We start from the raw sequence: 20601 nt of genomic DNA, 5'->3' as shown, positions 1-20601 counted from the left end.
CCCCGCGAAGGCGGGGATCCAGAGTTTACGAAGACCCAGGTTTGAATTGAATTAGAAAGAAGGATTACATCATGGCTACCTCCATTCGCCTTTCGCGCGGCGGTTCGAAAAAGCGCCCCTATTACAAGATCGTCGTCGCCGATTCGCGCAGCCCGCGCGATGGCCGCTTCATCGAGCGTATCGGCAGCTACAACCCGCTGCTCGGCAAGGACAATCCCGAGCGCGTGAAGCTCGACGGCGAGCGTGCCGCGCACTGGCTCTCGGTCGGCGCGCAGCCCACCGACCGCGTCGCCCGCTTCCTCGATGCCGCGGGCATCAAGGAACGCGCCGCGCGCAACAACCCCAAGAAGGCCGAGCCGGGCGAGAAGGCCAAGGAACGCGCCGAAGAAAAGGCCGCGAAGCTGGCCGAGGCCGAAGAGGCTGCCAAGGAAGCCGCCGCCGCTCCGGCTGAAGAGGCGCCCGCCGAAGAGGCCGCCGCTCCCGAAGCCGCCGAGTCCGACGCGACCGGTTCGGTGAAGAGCGAGGAAACCGCCGAAGCCGTCGCCGACGCGGTGGCCGACGAAGTCCCCGCCGAAGCGACCGCCGAAGACGCGGCCGCGATCGCCGAGGAAGTCGCCGAAGGCGGCCCGGTTGCCGAAGAAGCGCCTGCCGCTGAAGAGGCTCCGGCCGAAGAAGCCGGCGAAGAAAAGGCCGAAGGCTAAGACATGTCTCCCCCCTCCCCTTCAGGGGAGGGGTCGGGGGTGGGGGCTCGCAGACGAGCGCCTGCGCCCGCTACCCCCCACCCCAACCCCTCCCCTGAAGGGGAGGGGCTTGAGAGTCGTGCGAATCGCCCCGTCACCCTCGCCGCCATCGCCGGCGCGCATGGGGTGCGGGGCGAGGTCCGCCTCAAACTGTTCGGGGAAGGCGCGGACGCTCTCCGCGCCTTTTCCGCATTCGACGCGGGCGCCCGCAAGCTGACGCTGGCATCGGTGCGCCCCGTGAACCAGGGCGCGGTCGCGCGCTTTGCCGAGGTCACCGACCGCGCCGCCGCCGAGGCGCTGCGCGGGACGCTGCTGACCGTTCCCCGCTCGGCGCTGCCGCCGCTCGGCCCCGGCGAATATTATCATCACGACCTGATCGGCCTCGCCTGCACCTCGACCGACGGCGAAGCGCTGGGAACTGTCGTCGCGGTCGAGAATTTCGGCGCCGGCGACATTCTCGAGATCGAGCGGCCGGCCGAACCCGGCAAGAAACCGGGGCGCTTCATGGTGCCGATGATCCCGCAGGCGGTGCCCGAATGGAGCGACGCGGTGGTCCTGATTGACGCGGCCTTCGTCGAATAGTATATACATTTTGTATATACGGAGCGCGCCATGACCAAGGAATATCGAGCGAAAGTCTTCAAATCGGGCAATTCACTGGCGCTGCGTCTGCCCAAGGCGCTCGGGCTGGAAGAAGGCACCGAAATGATCGTCCGCGAAGAGCGCGGTGAGTTCCGTTTCGAGCCCGCAGACAAGCCCAAGGCGAAGATCGACGTCAGCGGTTTCTGGGGCAAGGCGCCGTGGTTGAAGGTTCCTCCGCGCGAAGATTTCGAGGAGCGGCCGAGCACGGTCGCGGCGCGCAAGGCCGCCGAGGAAGCGGCAAAGAAGGGGTGATCCGCTACCTCATCGATGCCGATTGCGCGATTTATGCGATGACGGCGCGCTACGAACCGCTGCGCACGCGGCTCACTGCATGCGCGCCGGGCGACGTCGCCATTTCGGCGATCAGCTTCGCCGAGATCGCCTTGGGGAGCGAGCAGGGGAGGCCGCCGCTACCTGAGGTTCTGGAGGCTTTTCTCGCGGCCATCCCCCTCGTTCCTTTCGATGAGTCCGCGGCGCGGGCCTATTCGAAACTCCCTTTCCGACGCGCGCGCTTCGACCGCTTGCTGGCGGCCCATGCGCTGAGCCTGGATGTCGTGGTTATCACCAACAACGAAGGCGATTTCGCCGATGTGCCAGGGCTCCGCGTCGAGAATTGGACGCGGTAACCCCGGCTTTGGCTAATTTTCTCACACGCCGATGCGCCGGCGGACGTCGATGTCGCGCGCGTCGCGGCGGCGGCGCAGTCGCGCGATTGCGCCTGCGATTCGCGCGAAGCCGCGGTCGAGGTCGGCGCTGAAGCGGCCGTGATTTTCGGCCCAGCCGCGCATCCACATTTCGTCGATCATCGATTGTCTCCTGCCGGGTGGTTGCCCCTCAGATGCGCCTTGCGCGGCGAGCCGGCCAACAAAAGCTTTGCGGCACAGCATAAGGCAGGCTTATAGGTCTCCGATGTCGAAACTGCCGCCCCTTGCCGCGATACGCGCCTTCGAATCGGCCGGAAGGCTGGAGAATTTCTCGCGTGCCGCCGAGGAACTCGGGATGACGCAGGCCGCGGTCAGCTATCAGGTCCGCCAATTGGAAGACCGGCTCGGCCGCGCGCTGTTCGTGCGCGAGAAAGGGCGGGTGCGGCTGTCGGAAACGGGGCAGCGGCTGCTTCCCGCGATCCGCGCCGCTTTCGCCTCGATGGACGACGCCTTCGCGGCGCTCGGCGACGACGAGGCCGAGGTGCTGACGATCAACGCCGCGGTGACCTTCGGCGGCACCTGGCTCAGCGCGCGCATCGGGCGCTTCCAGCTTCGCTACCCCGATCTTGCGGTGCGGCTCTCGATGTCGAACGACTATGTCGATTTCGACGCGTCGAACGTCGACGTCGCGATCCGTATCGGCCGCGGCGGCTGGCCGGGGCTGCGCGGCGATTTCCTGTTCCGCAGCCATGTGACGCCGATCTGTTCGCCCGCCTTTCGCGACGCCAACCGGATCGCGGCGCCCGCCGACCTGCTGCGCGTCGAGCGTCTCGCGCCGAACGACGGCTGGTGGGCCGGCTGGCTCGCCGAGGCCGGCGTCGACGTCGCGCCGCCGCCGCGCCGCGGGGTCGTGCTCGACAGCCAGCTTCAGGAGGCGAGCGCGGTGCAGGGCGGCTATGGCATCGCCTTGATGACCCCGCTGCTGTGGCGCGCCGAGCTCGACAGCGGGCGGATGGTCCAGCCTTTCGACACGCTCTACCAGCCCGGCAGCGCCAACTGGCTCGTCTATCGCGAGGGCCGCAGCCGCGTCCGCAAGATCGAACGCTTCCGCGAATGGTTGCACGAGGAGATGGAAAAGGATCGTCCCCTGCTTCCCGAGGCGCTATGGCGGCCGCTGCCATGACCTTCACCGCCGTCCCCCTGACCCTCTATCCCGACATGTTCCCCGGCCCGCTCGGGCACAGCATGGCCGGGCGCGCGCTCGAGAGCGGGACATGGGCCTGCGCGCCGGTGCAGATTCGCGACTTCGCGACCGACCGGCACCGCACCGTCGACGATACCCCCGCGGGCGGCGGCGCGGGGATGGTGCTCAAGGCCGACGTGCTGGGCCGCGCGATCGATCACGCGGCCGCCGCGCATCCGGGGCTGCCCCTGCTCGCGATGACGCCGCGCGGCGCGCCCGTGACCCAGGCCCGCGTGCGCGACCTTGCGGCGGGTCCGGGGGCGATCATCCTCTGCGGCCGGTTCGAGGGCTTCGACGAGCGGATTTTCGACGCACGCCCCGTCGAACAGCTGTCGATGGGCGACATCGTCCTTTCCGGCGGAGAGATGGCGGCGCTGCTGCTTCTGGACGCTTGCATTCGGCTGCTTCCCGGCGTAATGGGCGCGTCTTCCAGCGGGGACGACGAATCGTTCGAGAACGGTCTGATCGAATATCCGCACTATACCCGACCTGTCACATGGGAAGGGCGCACGATCCCCGAAGTGCTGCGATCGGGGGATCATGCGAAGATCGCTGCCTGGCGGAAACAAAGGGCGGAAGAGGACACACGGTTACGCAGGCCGGACCTTTGGGAGCGCCATGAGGGCGCTCGGGCCCGACCTGCCTCTGGCGCGCGGCAACAGAAGAAGGACCAGAGGCCATGAACCTCATCCAGACGATCGAAGCCGAAGAAATCGCCAAGGCCGGCAAAGAGATTCCGACGTTCCGCCCCGGCGACACGCTGCGCGTCGGCGTACGCGTCGTCGAAGGCGAGCGCACCCGCGTCCAGAATTTCGAGGGCGTGTGCATCGCGCGTTCGAACAAGGGCATGGGCTCGAACTTCACCGTACGCAAGCTGTCGTTCGGCGAAGGCGTCGAGCGCGTCTTCCCGCTCTATTCGCCCAACATCGACAGCATTACCGTCGTCCGCAAGGGCGCCGTCCGTCGTGCGAAGCTCTATTATCTGCGGGGCCGCACCGGTAAATCGGCGCGTATTGCGGAACGCCGCGAATACCGGTCGGAAGCCGGCGAAGGCTAAGGAGAGCTTCTCCTTCATAAAGCCGAAACAGCTTTCCAAAACGACCGGTTCCGCCAACAGGCAGAACCGGTCGTTTTTCGTTTCAGACACCAGCATCAAAGGACAAATTCATGGGTTACCGGATCGTCGTCGCGGGTGCGACGGGCAATGTCGGACGCGAAGTCCTCGCCATCCTCGCCGAGCGCGAATTTCCCTATGACGAACTCGCGGCGGTCGCCTCGTCGCGCAGCCAGGGCGACGAGATCGAGATCGGCGACACCGGCAAGACCGTGAAATGCCAGAATATCGAGAACTTCGACTGGGCGGGCTGGGACATGGCGATCTTCGCGATCGGCTCCGACGCGACCGCGATCCACGCGCCCAAGGCCGCGGCGGCGGGCTGCGTGGTGATCGACAATTCGTCGCTCTACCGGATGGACCCCGACGTGCCGCTGATCGTGCCCGAGGTGAACCCCGACGCGATCGACGGCTACACAAAGAAGAATATCATCGCCAACCCGAACTGCTCGACCGCGCAGATGGTCGTCGCGCTGAAGCCGCTCCATGATGCGGCGACGATCAGGCGCGTCGTCGTCTCGACCTATCAGTCGGTATCGGGCGCGGGCAAGGCCGGGATGGACGAGCTGTGGAACCAGACGCGCCAGATCTTCGTCGGCGACGAGAAGGACGTGAGCAAGTTCACCAAGCAGATCGCCTTCAACGTCATCCCGCACATCGACAAGTTCCTCGACGACGGCTCGACCAAGGAGGAATGGAAGATGGTCGTCGAAACGAAGAAGATCCTCGATCCCAAGATCAAGGTCACCGCGACCTGCGTCCGCGTGCCGGTGTTCGTCGGGCATAGCGAGGCGATCAACGTCGAAATGGAGAAGGAATTGTCGGCCGAGGAAGCCCAGCGCCTCCTGCGCGAGGCGCCCGGCGTCGTGCTCCACGACAAGCGCGAGGACGGCGGCTACATCACCCCGGTCGAAGCCGTCGGCGATTTCGCGACCTTCGTCAGCCGCGTCCGCGAGGACCCGACGATCGAGAACGGCCTCAACCTCTGGTGCGTCAGCGACAATCTCCGCAAGGGCGCGGCGCTCAACGCGGTGCAGATCGCCGAACTGCTTGGCCGCCGGCATCTGAAGAAAGGGTGAGTGTCCAAGCCCCTCCTCTTCAGAGGAGGGGCAGCGAGCCCCGGATAAGTCCGGGGCGCAGCGGGGTGGTCTCCCTCAAAGGCGTCCACCACCCCAAACCCCTCCTCTGAAGAGGAGGGGCTTAAATGCCTCGATGGGAACGGCTAGGAATGGGTCATGCCCGCCGGCCTCTCCGCCCTCCCCCGCCTCCAGCGCCTCCTTCTCGGCCTGCTCCTCGCGCTGCTTCTCCTCGCGCAGATCGCCCAGCCTTACCCCGCCATCGCGCCGCTCCAGCACATCCCGACCGCGCTGCTGCTCGTCGCCGCGCCGTGGCTGCTCAGCCGCTGGCCGCTCTCGACCCCGGCGCTCGCTTGCATCATCCTGTTCTTCGCGCTGCACACGCTCGGCGGCCGCTATATCTACAGCAACGTCCCCTATGACGAGTGGGCGCGTGCGTTGACCGGCCGGGGACTGTCGGAGGCATTCGGCTGGACGCGCAACCATTACGACCGCCTCGTCCATTTCGCCTTCGGTCTGCTTTCGACGGTGCCGGTGGCGGAGGTCGCGCGGCGCTACGGCGGCCTGTCGCGGTGCGGCGCGATGCTCGCGGTCGCCGGGTGGGTTCTGTCGCTGTCGTGCCTCTACGAGATTTTCGAATGGCTGCTGACGATCGTCGCTGCGGGCGAGACCGCCGACCGCTACAATGGGCAGCAGGGCGATATCTGGGACGCGCAAAAGGACATGGCGCTCGCCGCGCTCGGCGCGGTCATGGTGGTGGCGCTGCCGCGCGGCAGGGCGGCGATTTGAACCAACCGCCGCTTTGCTGATAGGCTGCGGCGCGATGGACAGTTTCACGCCCTATGCGCCGCTCTATGTCCCCAAGCCGTTCGGCGAAGCGATCTGGATCGTCGACGGCCCCGAAATCCGCATGGATTATGCCTTCGGTTCGATCCCCTTTCCGACGCGGATGACGGTGGTGCGGCTCGCCGACGGCGGGCTCTGGCTCCATTCGCCGGTCGCGCCCGACGACGCGCTGTTCGCGGCGATCGACCGGCTGGGGCCGGTGGCCTGGCTCGTCGCGCCGAACAGCATCCATTACTGGCATGTCGCCGACTGGCAGCGGCGCTATCCGCACGCGAAGACCGCCGCGGTGCCGGGGCTCGCCGAAAAAGCGAAGCGGCCCTTTCGCATCGACGCGGTGCTGGAGGGCGATGGCGCGCCGTGGCCGCGCGAAGAGGTGGAGGCCGTGCTCGTCCCCGGCACCGCGGTCAGCGAGGCGGTCTTCTTCCACGCCACGTCGCGCACCGTGATCCTCGCCGACCTGATCGAGAATTTCGAGCCGCGGCGCGTGCGCAATCCCCTCTATCGCTGGCTGATCCACCTCTCGGGTGCCGCCGCGCCGCACGGAAAGGCGCCGATCGACCTCCGCCTGACCTTCTGGCCGAAACGGCGCGCGGTGCGCGCGGCGGTGGCGTCGATCCTCGCCTGGCCCTGCGAGCGCATCGTCATGGCGCACGGCTTGCCTTATGCCCTGGACGGCGCCGCCGAACTGCGCCGGGCTTTCGCATGGGCGCGGTGAGGGGGAAGGGCGGCCGTTATCACGGAATGGCGATGAAGTGCCCTAATGCCCCATGTCCGCCGCCGACGCTTTCGGGCCGCCGCGGGCGGGCGGGCGCAGCAGGATGACGAGCGGCACCGACAGCAGCGTCACCCACATCATCGCCCAGAAATCGTCGATATAGGCGACCATCGCCGCCTGCCGGTTGATCTCGGCATTGACCATCGCCATCGCACTCGCGCCGAATGAGCCGAGGCGGTCGGAGGTCGAGGGGTCGATCAGCGGCACCGCGGTGCTCGTGATATGCGCGACCAGATCCTCGTGGCTGCGCTGGGTGTTCGCGCCGAGCAGCGTCGTCACCACCGAAATGCCGACCGACGCGCCCACGCTGCGCACGAGGTTGAGCAGGCTCGCGCCGTCGGTCCGGTGCGTCGGGCCGAGCGTCGCGAAGGCCATGGTGTTGAGCGGGATGAAGACCAGCCCCATGCCCAGCCCCTGCACCAGCCCGCTGACGACCACCGGCCAGGCGCCCATCATCAGCGACCATTGGCTCATCTGGTAGAGCGAGTAAGCGGCGATGAGCAGGCCGCTGCCGACCAGCCAGCGCGCGTCGATCCGCCCGAGCAGCTGCCCGGCGACCGACATGCTGATGAAGATGCCGATGCCGCGCACCGCGAGCACCCAGCCGGTGTCGATCACCGGCCAGCCGAACAGCCGCTGAAGCATCGGCGGCAACAGCGCCATCGACGAGAACATGACGATGCCGATCACCACCATGAAGCCAAGCGCGGTGAGCAGGTTGCGGTCGGCGAGCATCTTGCGGTCGAACAGCGTGTTGCGCCCCGTCAGCAGGTGAACGAAGAACATCCACAGGCAGGCGGCGGCGACGCCGGTTTCGATCCATATCTCGATGCTGTCGAACCAGTCCTTCTGCGCGCCGCGGTCGAGCATGAGCTGGAGCGAGGCGAGGCCGAGCGCGAGCATCGAAAAGCCGAACAGGTCGAACTTGCGGTCCTTGCGCGCAGTCGCGGGGAGCAGCGCCCACATCAGCGCCAGCGTCGCGAGCCCGACCGGCAGGTTGACGTAAAAGACCCAGCGCCAGTTGACCGACTCGGTCAGCCAGCCGCCGAGGATCGGCCCCATGATCGGCCCGACCATGATCCCCATGCCCCAGATCGACATCGCGCGCGCGTGGCGCTCGGGCGGATTGATGTCGAGCATCACCGACTGCGACAGCGGTCCGATGAAGGCGGCGCTGATCCCCTGGAGAAAGCGGAAGGCGACCATTTCCTCGAGATTCTGGGCCGCGCCGCACGCCATCGAGGCGATGATGAAGCCGACGACCGAGGCGAGGAACAGCGGGCGCCGGCCGATGCGGTCGGCGAGCCAGCCGGTGATCGGCATCGCGACCGCCGAAGCGATGATATAGCTGGTCAGCACCCAGTTCACCGTCTCGCTCGTCGCGCCGAGGCTCGACTGCATGTGCGGGATCGCGACATTGGCGATCGTCGTGTCGAGGATCTGCATCACCGACGCGCCCATCACGGCGACGGTCAGCAGGCCGCGATAGCGGACCTGCTCGTGGAGCGGGCGGTCGTCGCTGACGACCGTCGCCGCGGGCGCGGCGCGGCGGCGGGGAAAGGCACGGCTGACCATTACGCGGCGTTTGCGGGGCTAAAGCCCCTCCCCTTCAGGGAGGGGTTGGGGTGGGGTCCATCGGCCTTGCGCAAGGCCGATGGACCCCACCCGCTGCGACTAGCGAGCAAGCTCGCAAGTCTCGCTGCCCTCCCCTGAAGGGGAGGGCGGGAGTTGGGCCGCGAAGCACGGCCACCAGGCCCACGTCAGCCATAGTCTCACTTGCCCTTTGCCGGGCACCCGCCCGACGTGATCACCTTCACCTCGGTCGAAAGTCCGGCGATCATGTCGCGCTTCGCGACCTCGTCGAAGGCGATGCGCACCGGCACGCGCTGGGTCACCTTGACCCAGTTGCCGGTCGCGTTCTGCGCGGGCAGCACCGAAAATTCGCTGCCCGTTCCCGCGCCGATCGTCTTCACATGGCCGCGCACGACCAGCCCCGGATAGGCGTCGAAGCGCATTTCGGCGGGCTGGCCGACGCACATGTCGGCGAGGTCGGTCTCCTTGAAATTGGCCTCGACCCACGGATGTCCGGTGTCGACCAGCGTTACCGCGGGCAGCCCCGCGACCATCATCTGCCCGACCTGCAGCCGATCCGATTCGGCGACGCGCCCCGCGCTCGGCGCGCGCACCTCGGTGCGGCCGAGGTCGACCTGGGCCTGCGCGCGCTGGACGCGCGCGGCTTCGACCTGCGGGTTGGTGCCGCTGGCGCCGGTGGCGAGCTTGGCACGCGCCTCGGCGGCGTCGGCGCGCGCCTGGCCCAGGCTCGCGCGCGCCTGCTCGACCGCGTGCTTCGCGGCGTCATAGGCGGCCTTGGTCGTGAAGCCCTTGTCCATCAGCGCGGCCTGCCGCTGGAAATTGGCCTCGGCGAAGGCGATATCCTCTTCGGCCGCCTTGATGTCGACGTTGGTCGCGGCGAGGCTCGCCGACAGATTGCCGACGTCGACCTTGGCGGCGTCGATCGCCGCGCCCGCCTGCGCGACGGTCAGCGCATAGGGGCGCCCGTCGATGCGGAACAGCAGGTCGCCCGCCCTGACCTCCTGACCCTCGCGCACCGCGACCTCGGTGATCAGCCCGCCGACCTCGGCCGCGACCGACACCTTGTCCATCTGGACATAGGCGTTGTCGGTCGACACCGATCCGCCGCTGGTCAGCCACCAGACGCCGCCCGCGATCGCGAGCGCCGCGGGCACGCCGAACATCAGCGCGCGCGTGCGCCAGCCCGGTTTGGCCTCATCTTCGGGTGCGGGGGAGGCGGGGGCGGCCGGTGGCACCGGATCGGCCTTGGGGGCGGCGCGCGGCGGCTTGGCGTCCTCGGCCTTGGGGCGGGTGGGGGAGAGCTGGGTCATTCTGCGGCCTCTGTTTCGGTCTCGGTGTTCGCGTCGCGGCGCGACAGGTTGCAGCGGACGCGCCCGACGAGCGCGATCAGCTGCGCCCGTTCGGCGTCGTCCAGCCCTTCGGTGGCTTCCTCGGTCAGCCGGTCGGCCGTCCGGCGCATGACCTTCAGAAGGTCGCGCGCGCGCGGCGTCAGGTGGAGCTGCCAGGCGCGGCGGTCGGTCGGATCGGCGCGGCGCTCGACCAGCCCGGCCTCGGCCAGCCGGTCGACCATCCGCGACAGGGTGATCGGCTCGACCTCGATCAGCTCGGCGAGCGGCCCCTGCCGGATCCCCTCGTGGCGTTTCAGATAGCTGATCAGCCGCCACTGCAGCGCGGTCACGCCGCTGTCCTTCGTGCGCGCGTTGAACGCGCGGCGAAACAGCCGCGCGGTGTCGTTCAGCAGAAAGCCGATCGTCTCGTTCATGGCAGCAGATATAATAGCAATAGCTATTATAGGCAATGCCGCAGTGCAACATGGGCGAAACGCTTTGGGTTCATTCCGGTGGCAATCATCCCGACGATGCTTGCGCCGCGCCGCTTTTTGGGCAGGATGCCCCCATGAGTCTTTCCGCCGACCTCTTCTGGTCCTTTCGCTCGCCCTATTCCTACCTCGCGATCGGCCGCTACCGCGCGCTTGCCGCGAGCCATGCGGTCGACATCAACCTGCGCCCCGTCTACCCGCTCGCAATCCGCCAGCCCGACTTCTTCGAGCGCAACCATCCCAACTGGCTCAGCTACACGATGCGCGACATGATCCGCGTCGCGCAATTCCACGGCATCCCCTTCGGCCCGCCGCGCCCCGACCCGATCGTCCAGAATGTGACGACGCGCGAGATCGCCGCCGAACAGCCCTATATCTATCGCCTCACCCGGCTCGGCCAGGCCGCCTCGCGCCGCGGCAAGAGCCTCGCCTTCTGCGACGAGGCTGCGCAGCTCATCTGGGGCGGGGCAAAGGACTGGCACCTCGGCGACCATCTCGCCGGTGCGGCGAAGCGCGCCGGGCTCGACCTCGCCGAACTCGACGCCGAGGCCGAGCGCGACGCCGAGGCGCTCGATACCGAAATTGCGGCCAACCAGGTCGCGCTCGAAATCGCGGGCCATTGGGGCGTGCCGACGCTGGTTTTCGATGGCGAACCTTTCTTCGGGCAGGACCGGATCGAGATGGCGCGGTGGCGCATGGAGCAGAAGGGGCTGCAGCCGCGCTGAATGGGTGCGGGTGATGTTCGGGCGTAATCGGGGTGCGAAAGGCTGGGAAGGGGTGGAGAGCGGACCTCCCCATTTTCCCTATCCCGGGTCCCGATCCGGGATCGATGGCCGCAAGGGCGTATGGGACTTAGGGTCCGGCACCGGCCGGGAACCCTGCAGCAATATTGGCAAAGTTCAGGAAAGTTCAGCCCTGTGGATCGCCGGATCTGGACCTCCCCGCGTGCGGGATGCCGGGCACGCCCCGCGGTGATCGCACCGGCGAGCGACAGTCTTTATCCACCCAATGAAAGAGCCCGATGAAGGCTGACACAGCGGAATAATGTAGGAAAGGCCTATTTGAAGGCGGCGCCGGTTTGGGGTGGGGAGCTGCCATTTCCCACTTTCGTCATTCCCGCGAAAGCGGGAACCCAGTGTGGGACCAGCCGACGCACGCTCTGGGTTCCCGCTTTCGCGGGAATGACGACGTTATGGGACGCGGAATGTCGCTAAGCGGTCGGTTTCAGATAGTCGTCATCCCGGACTTGATCCGGGATCCATTCCTTCCACGGAGCGTCAATGGATCCCGGATCAAGTCCGGGATGACGATCAAAATAATGTCGTCTTCCGGCCGAAAGCGGCTATTCCCGCTCGTGTCGAGCGAAGTCGAGACAGCCGCTCCCATTCGCCGTTGCGTGAACCGGAATGCGGCGCGTAAGGCAAGGTAATGACGATCGAACCCCAATATTTCGAAGCGCGTGACGGCGTGCGGCTGGCATGGCGCGAAATGGGCGAGGGCGCGCCGGTGGTGCTGCTGCACGGCCTCTTCTCGAGCGCCGAGGTCAACTGGATCAAGTTCGGCACCGCGGCGCGCGTCGCCGCGGACGGCTTTCGCGTCATCATGCCCGACCTGCGCGTTCACGGATCGAGCGCGGCGCCGCACGGGGCGGAGCATTATCCGCCCGACGTGCTCGTCGACGACCTTCAGGATCTGGTCGCGCACCTCGGCCTTTCCGATTTCGACCTCGGCGGCTTTTCGCTCGGCGCGCGCACCAGCGTTCGCGCGGTGGTCGCGGGGATGCGCCCGAAGCGGCTGATCCTCGGCGGCATGGGGCTCGCGGGGCTCGCCGGCTGGCAGCGGCGCGGGGCATTTTTCAAGCGGGTGATCGCCGAATATGACAGCGCGAAGCGCGGCGACGACACCTGGCTGTCGGTGCAGTTCATGAAGACGATGAAGGTCGACCGGATCGCCGCAGGGCATCTGCTCGACAGCTTCACCGATACCGCGCCGGACGCGCTCGCGGCGCTGACGATGCCGGTGCTCGTCGTGTGCGGTGACAAGGATCAGGACAATGGCTCGGCCGGGGAGCTGGTCGCGGCGCTGGCCGACGCAAGGCTCGCGACGATCCCGGGAACCCATATGTCGAGCGTGACCGAGCCCGAACTCGGCGAGGCGATCGCGCACTTCCTGACCGCCGCTTGACCGGGCTGGCGGGGCGGTCCAGACTGGCGGCCATCGCGCCACAGAGCGCCATGATCATCCAGAGGACGCACCCCATGAAAGCCATGATTTCGACCCTGTCGCTTGCGCTGTCGCTCGCGCTCGCCGCGAGCCCGGCGCTCGCGCAGGAGGCCGCGCCCGCCGCGGCCGAGGCGACGCCGGCCGCTGCCCCCACCGCCGCCGATGCCGACGCCTTCATCGCCGCCGCCGAAAAGGATCTGTTCGACTATTCGGTCGAGGCGAGCCAGGTGAACTGGGTCAACTACAACTTCATCACCGAGGACACCGACGCGATGGCGGCGCGGATCAATGCCGTCGGCACCGAGAAATCGGTCAAATATGCGCTCGAAGCCGCCAAATATGTGAATGTGCCGGGGCTGAGCGCCGACACGAAGCGCAAGCTCGACATCTTGCGCAACGGCATCGTGCTCCCCGCCCCGACGACCGAGGGCGCCGCGACCGAGCTCAACCGGATCGCGACCGATCTCTCGTCGCAATATGGCAAGGGCAAGGGCACCCTCGACGGCAAGCCGATCTCGGGCTCCGACATCGAGGCCGAGATGGGCAATCTCGAGCATACGCCGGCCGAGTTCGCCGAGATGTGGACGAGCTGGCACGACAATGTCGGCGCGCCGATGAAGGACGACTACGCAAAGATGGTCGGCATCGCCAACGAGGGCGCGAAGGAGCTGGGGTTCGCAGATACCGGCGCGATGTGGCGGTCGGGATACGACATGCCGCCCGAGGAGTTCGCGAAGACCACCGAGCGATTGTGGCAGGAGGTGAAGCCGCTCTACATGGCGCTCCACACCTATGTCCGCTGGAAGCTGAACGAGAAATATGGCGACGCGGTGCAGCCCAAGACCGGCCCGATCCGCGCCGACCTGCTCGGCAATATGTGGGCGCAGGAATGGGGCAATATCTACCCGCTCGTCGCGCCCGCGGGTTCGGGCGACCTCGGCTACGACATCGGCGATCTGCTGAAGGCGAAAGGCAAGACGCCGCTCGACATGGTCAAGGCGGGCGAGAATTTCTATTCCTCGCTCGGCTTCGCGCCGCTGCCCGAAACCTTCTGGAAGCGCAGCCTGTTCGTGAAGCCCGCCGACCGCGAGGTCGTGTGCCACGCCTCGGCGTGGGACATCGACAACAAGGACGATGTCCGCATCAAGATGTGCACCAAGGTGAATTCGGACGATTTCGTCACGATCCACCACGAACTCGGCCATAATTATTACCAGCGCGCCTACAACAAGCAGCCGTTCCTCTACCTCAACGGCGCCAACGACGGTTTCCACGAAGCGATCGGCGATTTCGTCGCGCTGTCGATCACGCCGCAATATCTGGTCGACATCGGCCTGCTCGACAAGGCGCAGGTGCCCGGCGCCGACAAGGATGTCGGCCTGTTGCTGCGGCAGGCGATGGACAAGGTCGCCTTCCTGCCCTTCGGCCTGCTCGTCGATCGGTGGCGCTGGGGGGTGTTCGACGGCACGATCCAGCCCGCCGACTACAACAAGGCGTGGACGCAGCTCCGCCTGCAATATCAGGGCATCATCCCGCCGGGCGAGCGGCCCGCGAATGCCTTCGACCCGGGCGCCAAATATCATATCCCGGCGAGCACCCCCTATTCGCGCTATTTCCTCGCGCGCGTGCTGCAGTTCCAATTCTATCAGGCGGCGTGCAAGCAGGCGGGATGGAAGGGCCCGCTCCACCGCTGTTCCTTCTATGGCAACAAGGCGGTCGGCGCGAAGCTCAATGCGATGCTCGAAATGGGCGCCTCGAAGCCCTGGCCCGACGCGCTCCAGGCCTTCACCGGCAGCCGCGAGATGTCGGGCAAGGCGATGGCCGACTATTTCGCGCCGCTGAAGAAATGGCTCGACGAACAGAACAAGGGCAAGCCGACGGGGTGGTGATTGCGGTTACGAGGATGTGACAAGGGCCGGGGAGGCGACTCCCCGGCCTTTTTTCATGCGGAATGCAAGGGCGTTTTGGGGTGGATTTGAGCCATTCCCCTCCCTTTTAGGGAGGGGTTAGGGGTGGGTGCGCGAGTGGAGCGAGCCACGAAAGAACGCCGACTTCGGCGGCTACCCACCCCCAGCCCCTCCCTAAAAGGGAGGGGAGAAGGTATGGCCGCTATCGGTCATGGGCTGCCGTTCCCCGTCATCGCCCCGCCTCCACCGCCTGCTTGAACCGCGCCAGCCGCGCTGTCGCCGCGGCGGCGTGCGGGCCGATCCAGCGGTCGTGGATGTCGTGGATCGGCATCGCGTCGAGGTGGTTCCAGCGCTCGCGCCCTCGACGCTCGGCGATGACCAGCCCGGCATCTTCCAGCACTTTCAGATGTTGCATCACCGTGCAGCGGTCGATTTCGGGGAAATGCTCGCACAGCGTGCCGGTGGTCAGCGGCTGGTCCTTGAGGTCGTCGAGGATCTGGCGCCGCACCGCATGGGCGAGCGCCTTGAAGATGCGGTCGTAATCGTCGTGGATTGACATGTTATAAATTTATAACATAAACTGCACCAACTCAAGCGGAGAATGATCATGGAACTGAAATTCCGAGTCGCGGCGCGGATCGCGAAGCCGGTGCACGAGGTGTTCGAGGCGGTCGCCGACCCCGCGAAGCTGTCGCATTATTTCACCACCGGCGGCGCCAAGGGCCGGCTTGAGACCGGGGCAACTGTCGAGTGGGACTTCCATGACTTTCCGGGGGCCTTCCCCGTCTATGTCATCGAGGTCGTGGAGGACGAGAAGATCGTGCTCGAATGGCAAGCGAGCGAGGGTGAGGCGCACAATGTCGAGGGCAGCGAGCCCAAGGACGCCGATTACCGCACGCGGGTGACGATGAGCTTCAAGGGCCTCGACGACGGCCGCACCCTGGTCGAGATCGCCGAGGAAGGCTGGCGCGAAAACCAGGGCGCGCTCAGCGCATCCTACGGCAATTGCCAGGGCTGGTCGCAGATGCTCTGCGCGCTCAAGATGTGGATCGAGCACGGCATCAATCTGCGCGAGGGCATGTATAAATAACCGGCCCTCCCCGCGGCGAAGCGGGAAGGGCCGGGAATGCAGGGTGGGCGAACGCCCTCCAATGCATCCTAGATTCCGTCGACAGCCTTGCTGACGAGGATATTCACCGCGACGCGGCGGTTCTGCGCCTTGCCTTCGGGGGTGCTGTTGTCCGCCGCCGGGTCGGCCTCGGCCATGCCGGTCGGGGTCAGCATGCGATAGGGTTTCCAGCCGCAGGCCTGCTGCAGGTAATTGACGACACCGCTGGCGCGCTTTTCGCTCAGCGTCTGGTTCAGTTCCTGGCTTCCCGTGGAATCGGTGTAGCCGACGACGAGCAGCAGCGCATTGTCCATCGCCTCGGCCTGGCTCGCCGCGGCGCAGAGATCGGACTTCGCCTGGGCCGACAGCACCGCCTTGCCGGTGTCGAAGTTCACGTTCGTCGTGCCTTTGACGTTATACTGGTCGATGTCGCCCACGCGACCACGCAGCGCCTCGGTCGCCGCAGTCTGTTCGGCGAAGCGCTGGTTGGTGCCGGTGCGGATCATCGACGCGGTCCGCAGATCCTTGTTCTTGAGCGCGATCTTGCTCGCCACCAGGCCGCCTTCCCACTGCAGCGTCTCGACGCTGACCGGGAGGCCGTTGAGCAGCGAATCCGCCGCCAGCTTGTCGCTGCTGAGCCCCAGGAACCCGCCGCTACCCTTGATCCTGGTCGCATCGACGAGGGCGATCGTCGTGTCGGCGCCGTCGGCGGTCGTGACCTGCATGCTGCCGTCGCTCCGCGCGGAGATGATGCCCTCGATTTCGGGCCCCTTCGCCATCTGGGCGAGGTCGGGCATGAGCTGGCCGTTGACGATCACATTGTCGCTTGCGGGCGCATCCTGCGCCTGCGCGGCCAGACTGACCGTTGCCGTCCCCGCAAGCAGGGCGAGCAACATGAATTTCGGACTCTTGGAAACCGCTCCCATACGCTACTCCTTTGAACTGGATCGGCAGGGTCCTGCGGTTGACATGGCCCCTTCCGGCACAGGATTACGCCCGGCAAGGACGGAAGTTGCGCAGGTCGTCGAGCGCATTGCACGGCTCGGCTAATCGTGCGGAGGGAGCAAAAGCGCCCGAATCCGCGCCTTTTTGACAATTAAACGAGCTATATTCAGGCGTTACGCGCCGTCAGCCCGCCGTCGACGGGAATCACCGCCCCGGTGATGTAGCTCGCGGCGGGAAGCACGAGGCTCAGCGTCACATGCGCGACCTCTTCGGGCTCGCCATAGCGGCGGAGCGCGGTGCGGCGCCTGGCGAAGACCGCCTTGTCCGCTTCGGGCACGGCGTCGGTCATGCCGGTGCGGATCGGGCCGGGGCAGATGCAGTTGACCATGATCCCCTCCTTGCCGAGATCGACCGCGAGCCCGCGGGTCAGGCCGGTGACCCCGGTCTTCGCCGCGACATAGGGCGTATCGCCCGGCGTCGCGCCGAGCCCTTCGGTCGAGGCGATGTTGACGATCCGCGCGGCGTCGCTCCGGCGGAGCCACGGCAATGCGGCGCGGACCATGCGCTGGTGCGCGGTCAGCATCACCGCGATCGCGCGGTGCCAGATCGCTTCATATTCGTCCTCGGCGTCGAGCGGGGCGAAGCTCGAGACACCGGCATTGTTGATCAGGATGTCGATGCCGCCGAAATGCGCCGCGACCTCGCCGACGACATGGCGGATCGCGGCGCCGTCGGACACGTCGAGCGCGAAGGCCTTCGCATCGGGGCCCGCTTCGGCCGCGACCGCCTCGCACGCGGCGAGGTCGAGGTCGGTGACCGCGACCTTCGCGCCCTCGCTCGCGAGGAGCAGCGCCGTCGCGCGGCCCATGCCGCTCGCGGCGCCGGTGACGATCGCGACGCGGCCGGCGATGGAGCGCGAGAGGGTGGGGGCACCGCTCACCGGAACGGCGGCTCGTTGAAGGCGCGCAATTTTCGGCTGTGCAGCTTCGCGCCTTCGTCGTGGAGCAGTTCGCAGGCGCGGATGCCGATCTGGAGGTGCGCGGCGATCGCTTCCTCATAGAAACGGTTCGCCTGCCCCGGCAGCTTGAGTTCGCCGTGGAGCGGCTTGTCCGAAACGCAGAGCAGCGTCCCGTAAGGCACGCGGAAGCGATAGCCCTGCGCGGCGATGGTCGCCGATTCCATGTCGATGCCGATCGCGCGCGACTGCGAGAAGCGCAGCGCCGAATCGGTGTAGCGCAGTTCCCAGTTGCGGTCGTCGGTGGTGACGACGGTGCCGGTGCGCATCCGTTTCTTGAGGTCGGCCCCGCTGGTCCCCGACACCGCCTCGGCGGCGCTGGCGAGCGCCTGCTGCATTTCGGCGATCGGCGGGACCGGGATTTCGACCGGCAGCACCGCGTCGAGGATATGGTCGTCGCGAAGATAGGCGTGCGCCAGCACATAGTCGCCGATCCGCTGGCTGGGGCGGAGGCCGCCGCAATGCCCGATCATCAGCCACGCCTCTGGCCGCAGCACCGCGAGGTGGTCGCAGATCGTCTTGGCGTTCGAGGGGCCGACCCCGATGTTGACGAGGGTGATGCCGCTGCCGTCCTCGGCGATCAGATGATAGGCGGGCATCTGGTGCCGCCGCCACGCGCTGTCGGCGACGAGCGCGCTCGCGTTGGTACCGGGCTGGTCGACATAGAGACCCGCGGCCCCCGCGAGCGCGGTATAGCGGCCCTGGCCGACCTGCGCGCCCGCCCAGGCGACGAATTCATCGACATAGCGGTGATAGTTGGTGAACAGGATGTAGCGCTGGAAATGCTCGGGCGCGGTGCCGGTATAGTGGCGCAGGCGCGCGAGGCTGAAATCGGTGCGCAGCGCGTCGAACAGCGCAAGCGGCTGCGGCGCGGTCGGGTCGAGCCCGAAAAGGCCGTCGGCGAGCTCGTCGCCGATGTCGGCGAGCTCCGTGGTCGGAAAATGCCGCGCGAGTTCGAGCGGTGTGACGCGGCCCATATCCGACCCGTCGCTCGCGTCGAGCACATAGGGAAAGGGGATCTGCTGGCCGGTGCGGATCACCGAGAGGTCGACGTCATAGTGGCGCGTGAGCAGCATCAGCTGCGCGCGCAGATAATCCTCGAACAGGTCGGGGCGGGTGACGGTGGTGACGAATTCGCCGGCATGTTCGAAACGGCCGAAGGCGAGGTTATGCCCCTGGCCTTCGCGCAGCTCGCCATTGGTGACGAGACGCAGCGCCGGATAGTCGAAAAGACCGGTCGAAGCGGCGTCGGCGGGCGGCAGCGTGCCGTCGTGTACATAAGCGGCGATGGCCGATTTGAGAGCGGAAACCGATGCCTTGAAGCGGCTTTTCAGCTCGTCGAGAATGTCCTCGACGCGGGCGGTGGGATCGGCGGTGTTGGATGTTTGCGATGAGGATGATGTCATCGCGACGCTGTTGCACGAAATTGTGACAAAAGGGAAGAGGGCCCCACCTTAAGCCCCTCCCCTGAAGGGGAGGGGTTTGAGGCATTCCTACAGCTGTTCGAGCATATGGTCGGCGCTCGACACCTTGAATTCGCCGGGCGCTTCGACGTTGAGCTGTTCGACGACGCCGTCGTTGACGATCATCGAAAAGCGCTGGCCTCGGGTGCCCATGCCGAACGCCTTGCCGTCCATCGTCAGGCCGACCGCCTTGGCGAAATCGCCATTGCCGTCGGCGAGCATGGTAATCTGATCGGCGTCGCCGGCCTTGCCCCATGCGCCCATGACGAAGGCGTCGTTGACCGCGGTGCAGGCGATCTCGTCGATGCCCTTGGCCTTCAATTCCTCGGCCTTGTCGACATAGCCGGGCAGATGCTTCGCCGAGCAGGTCGGGGTGAAGGCGCCGGGAACCGAGAAGAGCGCGACCTTGCGGCCCTTGAAATATTCGGCGGCGTTCACCTGTTCGGGACCGTTGTCGGTCACCTTCACCAGCGTCGCTTCGGGCAGCTTGTCTCCGGTCGCAATGGTCATCTCGGCATCCTTTCGTTGAGGGGATATCTGGAACCCGAGAGATTGGGGCGCGGGCGGGTGGAGTCAAGCGGGGCGGGGGAATTTCGAGGATGGCGGGTAGCGGCCGGTAGCGGCCAATCAAATCCTCCCCGCTTTGCGGGGAGGGGGACCGCCGAAGGCGGTGGAGGGGGCAGGCGGTCTGAAGCGGGCGCCGCGTAAGGACGCGAACCCCCTCCGTCAGCCGCTGCGCGGCTGCCACCTCCCCACAAGTGGGGAGGATCTGAACATCCGCTCCCCACCCCATCGCTGCCACTCCCCGCGAGGCCTCGACCCAAAGAGGCTGGACCCACCGCGCGGGCACGTCCATGATGGGGCGATGGATACGGCGCCCCCTTGGTTCACCGGCCAGCTGCTGCTCGCGCTGCCCGGGATCGGCGATCCCCGCTTCGAGCATTCGGTGATCGCGATGATCAGTCACGATGAAGAGGGCGCTATGGGGATCGGCGTCGCCGACCCGATCGGCGGCATGACCGTGGGTGCGGTGCTCGACCAGCTCGAGATCGCACACGAGGATCCGCTCGATGGGCCGGTGTTTCTCGGCGGGCCGGTCGAGCCATCGCGAGGCTTCGTTCTGCACAGCCGCGACTGGGGCGGCGAGGGAGCGGTGCAGGTGTCGGACCGCTGGATGATTTCGAGTTCGCACGACATCTTGCGCGCGATCGGCGAAGGGCGCGGGCCTGCGCGCTGGCTGGTCGCGCTCGGCTATGCCGGCTGGTCGCCGGGGCAGCTCGAGGGGGAAATGGTGCGCCACGGCTGGCACGTCACGCCGGGCAGCGATGCCTTATTGTTCGACACGCCGCCCGACCGGCGCTGGCAGGCGGCCTTCGCCGAAGCGGGGGTCGATGCGCGGTTGCTCACCACGGAGGGCGGCGAGGCGTAACCGGTCGCGGCCCCCGCTT

Annotated in this window: 23 protein-coding genes and 1 pseudogene; 15 read left to right on the top strand and 9 right to left on the bottom strand. The window is 66.9% G+C overall.

Annotated features, from left to right (window positions below; all coding sequences use genetic code 11):
- Positions 1–71 precede the first annotated feature (71 nt).
- The 4 genes and pseudogenes from rpsP to ACOTSS_RS14455 form a co-directional block, all read left to right on the top strand.
- Positions 72–497, top strand: a pseudogene (rpsP, locus tag ACOTSS_RS14470) (30S ribosomal protein S16); the annotation flags it as partial.
- Between the two features lie 369 nt (positions 498–866).
- Positions 867–1322 (top strand): ribosome maturation factor RimM, encoded by a 456-nt coding sequence (gene rimM, locus ACOTSS_RS14465; protein ID WP_448688816.1) that lies wholly within the window; start codon positions 867–869, stop codon positions 1320–1322.
- 30 nt (positions 1323–1352) lie between these two features.
- Positions 1353–1634, top strand: coding sequence for an AbrB/MazE/SpoVT family DNA-binding domain-containing protein (locus ACOTSS_RS14460; RefSeq protein ID WP_448688815.1), 282 nt, complete (start codon positions 1353–1355; stop codon positions 1632–1634).
- Positions 1631–2008 carry a PIN domain-containing protein gene (locus ACOTSS_RS14455; RefSeq protein ID WP_448688814.1) on the top strand — a complete coding sequence of 126 codons (378 nt, stop codon included), beginning with the start codon at positions 1631–1633 and terminating at the stop codon, positions 2006–2008. The genes ACOTSS_RS14460 and ACOTSS_RS14455 overlap by 4 nt, the downstream gene beginning before the upstream one ends.
- Positions 2009–2029: 21 nt before the next feature.
- Here the strand turns inward: ACOTSS_RS14455 and ACOTSS_RS14450 are convergent, their stop codons facing one another.
- The gene (locus tag ACOTSS_RS14450; RefSeq protein WP_448688813.1) at positions 2030–2188 is read right to left on the bottom strand and encodes a hypothetical protein; all 159 of its coding nucleotides are present in this window, start codon (positions 2186–2188) and stop codon (positions 2030–2032) included.
- 103 nt (positions 2189–2291) lie between these two features.
- On the opposite strand from ACOTSS_RS14450, the gene ACOTSS_RS14445 reads away from it, so the two are divergent.
- The 6 genes from ACOTSS_RS14445 (at position 2292) to ACOTSS_RS14420 (ending at position 7020) form a co-directional block, all read left to right on the top strand.
- Complete coding sequence (locus ACOTSS_RS14445; protein ID WP_448688812.1) at positions 2292–3209, top strand: LysR substrate-binding domain-containing protein; 918 nt, start codon at positions 2292–2294, stop codon at positions 3207–3209.
- Positions 3206–3952 (top strand): tRNA (guanosine(37)-N1)-methyltransferase TrmD, encoded by a 747-nt coding sequence (gene trmD, locus ACOTSS_RS14440; RefSeq protein WP_448688811.1) that lies wholly within the window; start codon positions 3206–3208, stop codon positions 3950–3952. Before ACOTSS_RS14445 ends, trmD begins: the two co-directional genes overlap by 4 nt.
- Positions 3949–4326 (top strand): 50S ribosomal protein L19, encoded by a 378-nt coding sequence (gene rplS / locus ACOTSS_RS14435; RefSeq protein WP_095388457.1) that lies wholly within the window; start codon positions 3949–3951, stop codon positions 4324–4326. Before trmD ends, rplS begins: the two co-directional genes overlap by 4 nt.
- A gap of 110 nt (positions 4327–4436) precedes the next feature.
- The gene (locus ACOTSS_RS14430; RefSeq protein ID WP_448688810.1) at positions 4437–5462 is read left to right on the top strand and encodes an aspartate-semialdehyde dehydrogenase; all 1026 of its coding nucleotides are present in this window, start codon (positions 4437–4439) and stop codon (positions 5460–5462) included.
- Positions 5463–5618: 156 nt separating this feature from the next.
- Complete coding sequence (locus ACOTSS_RS14425; protein WP_448688809.1) at positions 5619–6248, top strand: DUF2238 domain-containing protein; 630 nt, start codon at positions 5619–5621, stop codon at positions 6246–6248.
- Positions 6249–6282: 34 nt separating this feature from the next.
- Positions 6283–7020, top strand: coding sequence for a DUF4336 domain-containing protein (locus ACOTSS_RS14420; RefSeq protein ID WP_448688808.1), 738 nt, complete (start codon positions 6283–6285; stop codon positions 7018–7020).
- A gap of 42 nt (positions 7021–7062) precedes the next feature.
- Here ACOTSS_RS14420 and ACOTSS_RS14415 read toward each other — a convergent pair whose 3' ends face one another.
- The 3 genes from ACOTSS_RS14415 to ACOTSS_RS14405 all read right to left on the bottom strand — a co-directional run bounded on the left by ACOTSS_RS14415 (position 7063) and on the right by ACOTSS_RS14405 (position 10435).
- Complete coding sequence (locus ACOTSS_RS14415) at positions 7063–8655, bottom strand: DHA2 family efflux MFS transporter permease subunit (protein WP_448688807.1); 1593 nt, start codon at positions 8653–8655, stop codon at positions 7063–7065.
- A 197-nt stretch (positions 8656–8852) separates the two neighbouring features.
- Entirely contained in the window at positions 8853–9983 is a 1131-nt protein-coding gene (locus ACOTSS_RS14410; protein WP_448688806.1) for an HlyD family secretion protein, read from the bottom strand.
- Positions 9980–10435: a MarR family winged helix-turn-helix transcriptional regulator gene (locus ACOTSS_RS14405; protein WP_448688805.1), complete on the bottom strand. Its 456-nt coding sequence runs from the start codon at positions 10433–10435 to the stop codon at positions 9980–9982. The genes ACOTSS_RS14410 and ACOTSS_RS14405 overlap by 4 nt, the downstream gene beginning before the upstream one ends.
- 134 nt (positions 10436–10569) lie before the next feature.
- Between ACOTSS_RS14405 and ACOTSS_RS14400 the strand changes: the two genes are divergently transcribed.
- The 3 genes from ACOTSS_RS14400 (at position 10570) to ACOTSS_RS14390 (ending at position 14604) form a co-directional block, all read left to right on the top strand.
- Positions 10570–11217: a DsbA family protein gene (locus ACOTSS_RS14400; RefSeq protein WP_448688804.1), complete on the top strand. Its 648-nt coding sequence runs from the start codon at positions 10570–10572 to the stop codon at positions 11215–11217.
- A gap of 703 nt (positions 11218–11920) precedes the next feature.
- Complete coding sequence (locus tag ACOTSS_RS14395) at positions 11921–12676, top strand: alpha/beta fold hydrolase (RefSeq protein WP_448688803.1); 756 nt, start codon at positions 11921–11923, stop codon at positions 12674–12676.
- A 74-nt stretch (positions 12677–12750) separates the two neighbouring features.
- Positions 12751–14604, top strand: a complete 1854-nt coding sequence (locus ACOTSS_RS14390; protein WP_448688802.1) for a M2 family metallopeptidase — start codon at positions 12751–12753, stop codon at positions 14602–14604.
- Positions 14605–14851: 247 nt separating this feature from the next.
- Here the strand turns inward: ACOTSS_RS14390 and ACOTSS_RS14385 are convergent, their stop codons facing one another.
- Positions 14852–15181, bottom strand: coding sequence for an ArsR/SmtB family transcription factor (locus ACOTSS_RS14385; protein WP_448688801.1), 330 nt, complete (start codon positions 15179–15181; stop codon positions 14852–14854).
- Between the two features lie 48 nt (positions 15182–15229).
- Here ACOTSS_RS14385 and ACOTSS_RS14380 point away from each other — a divergent pair, with 48 nt between their 5' ends.
- Positions 15230–15712, top strand: coding sequence for an SRPBCC family protein (locus ACOTSS_RS14380; RefSeq protein WP_448688800.1), 483 nt, complete (start codon positions 15230–15232; stop codon positions 15710–15712).
- A 68-nt stretch (positions 15713–15780) separates the two neighbouring features.
- On the opposite strand, the gene ACOTSS_RS14375 is transcribed toward ACOTSS_RS14380, so the two are convergent.
- From ACOTSS_RS14375 to ACOTSS_RS14360, 4 genes are all read right to left on the bottom strand, one after another.
- Positions 15781–16656: an OmpA family protein gene (locus ACOTSS_RS14375; RefSeq protein WP_448688799.1), complete on the bottom strand. Its 876-nt coding sequence runs from the start codon at positions 16654–16656 to the stop codon at positions 15781–15783.
- A 185-nt stretch (positions 16657–16841) separates the two neighbouring features.
- Positions 16842–17615: an SDR family NAD(P)-dependent oxidoreductase gene (locus ACOTSS_RS14370; RefSeq protein ID WP_448688798.1), complete on the bottom strand. Its 774-nt coding sequence runs from the start codon at positions 17613–17615 to the stop codon at positions 16842–16844.
- Positions 17612–19096 carry an AMP nucleosidase gene (locus ACOTSS_RS14365; RefSeq protein ID WP_448688797.1) on the bottom strand — a complete coding sequence of 495 codons (1485 nt, stop codon included), beginning with the start codon at positions 19094–19096 and terminating at the stop codon, positions 17612–17614. Before ACOTSS_RS14365 ends, ACOTSS_RS14370 begins: the two co-directional genes overlap by 4 nt.
- 87 nt (positions 19097–19183) lie before the next feature.
- Positions 19184–19663, bottom strand: coding sequence for a redoxin family protein (locus tag ACOTSS_RS14360; RefSeq protein WP_448688796.1), 480 nt, complete (start codon positions 19661–19663; stop codon positions 19184–19186).
- A 355-nt stretch (positions 19664–20018) separates the two neighbouring features.
- On the opposite strand from ACOTSS_RS14360, the gene ACOTSS_RS14355 reads away from it, so the two are divergent.
- Positions 20019–20582: a YqgE/AlgH family protein gene (locus ACOTSS_RS14355; RefSeq protein ID WP_448688795.1), complete on the top strand. Its 564-nt coding sequence runs from the start codon at positions 20019–20021 to the stop codon at positions 20580–20582.
- Positions 20583–20601 lie beyond the last annotated feature (19 nt).

The organism is Sphingopyxis sp. NJF-3 (genome assembly GCF_053514865.1).
This window is presented reverse-complemented; position numbering and strand designations above follow the sequence as displayed.